The 919-nt window shown below is 36.7% G+C and carries 1 protein-coding gene; it reads right to left on the bottom strand.

Annotation, left to right across the window (positions count from 1 at the left end):
* Positions 1-155 precede the first annotated feature (155 nt).
* Complete coding sequence (locus tag JIG41_RS22895; protein WP_312000537.1) at positions 156-917, bottom strand: hypothetical protein; 762 nt, start codon at positions 915-917, stop codon at positions 156-158.
* Between the last annotated feature and the right edge of the window lie 2 nt (positions 918-919).

Genomic DNA, 919 nt, shown 5'->3' with positions numbered 1-919 from the left:
TTGCTCTGGCGAGGCTGCAGTTATTTTTTCAGTAGGTTTAAGTATTGTTTGAACCGCTTGCTCAGTCGCCTTATCGCAGCCAGATAAAGTAATAAGTAACGTAATAAAAAGAAAATGTTTAATTAAAGTAGTCATAAATTTTGTGTTTCCATGCATTAATTTATCACTGTGCGCTTTACAACACTTTTTATATAGCCAGATGATAAACTTGGAGTCGGGTTGTTTTCTCTTTCTTCTAAGTATTCATCGGTGAAAACAGTTACTCCTAATGAGATTGCTCTTATTTCATTTTTATTTTGAGGGTTCACATCGACCCTCACCCCAATTTCACCTTCTTTAAAATAGGGAGCTGCACTTTTATCGCAGGCAAAGCGAGAGCCGAAAATAGTTGGCATATAGGCCTCACCAAAATAGTGAGGGTTTTTAGGATTGTAAGCATAAAGTTGTTTATTAACTTTGTTTATATCCCACAGTCCTCTGATTGCTGCGCCATTAATCCATAAAGGTTGACTGAAAGGGGTTTTAGCACGAGATTCATTTGCTTCTCTTTTTGATTCGCGTAAATGTTCAGAATGTGTAACTCTAATATCCTCTTCACTAAATGCAATGGGTTCATTAAATTCAAACTTTAAGGTTTGTGAAATATGTTTATGTGTTTTTGAATAAAGTCCAATTCCTAAGTTATCCCAAAAGTACACATCATTGGCTAAATGAGTAACTCTGTCATAAGGACCCAGTACTTTAATCCACTCATCAATACTCACTCCAAAAATAAGCGACTGTCCCTTGTAGGTAAGGTTACAGTGATGTACCTGAAAATCACTTTGCTCTGGCGAGGCTGCAGTTATTTTTTCAGTAGGTTTAAGTATTGTTTGAACCGCTTGCTCAGTCGCCTTATCGCAGCCAGATAAAGTAATAA

Source organism: Pseudoalteromonas sp. bablab_jr011 (genome assembly GCF_016464045.1).
GTDB lineage: Bacteria > Pseudomonadota > Gammaproteobacteria > Enterobacterales > Alteromonadaceae > Pseudoalteromonas > Pseudoalteromonas lipolytica.
The sequence above is the reverse complement of the archived record's forward strand: the minus strand, read 5'-3'. Positions and strand labels throughout refer to the sequence as shown.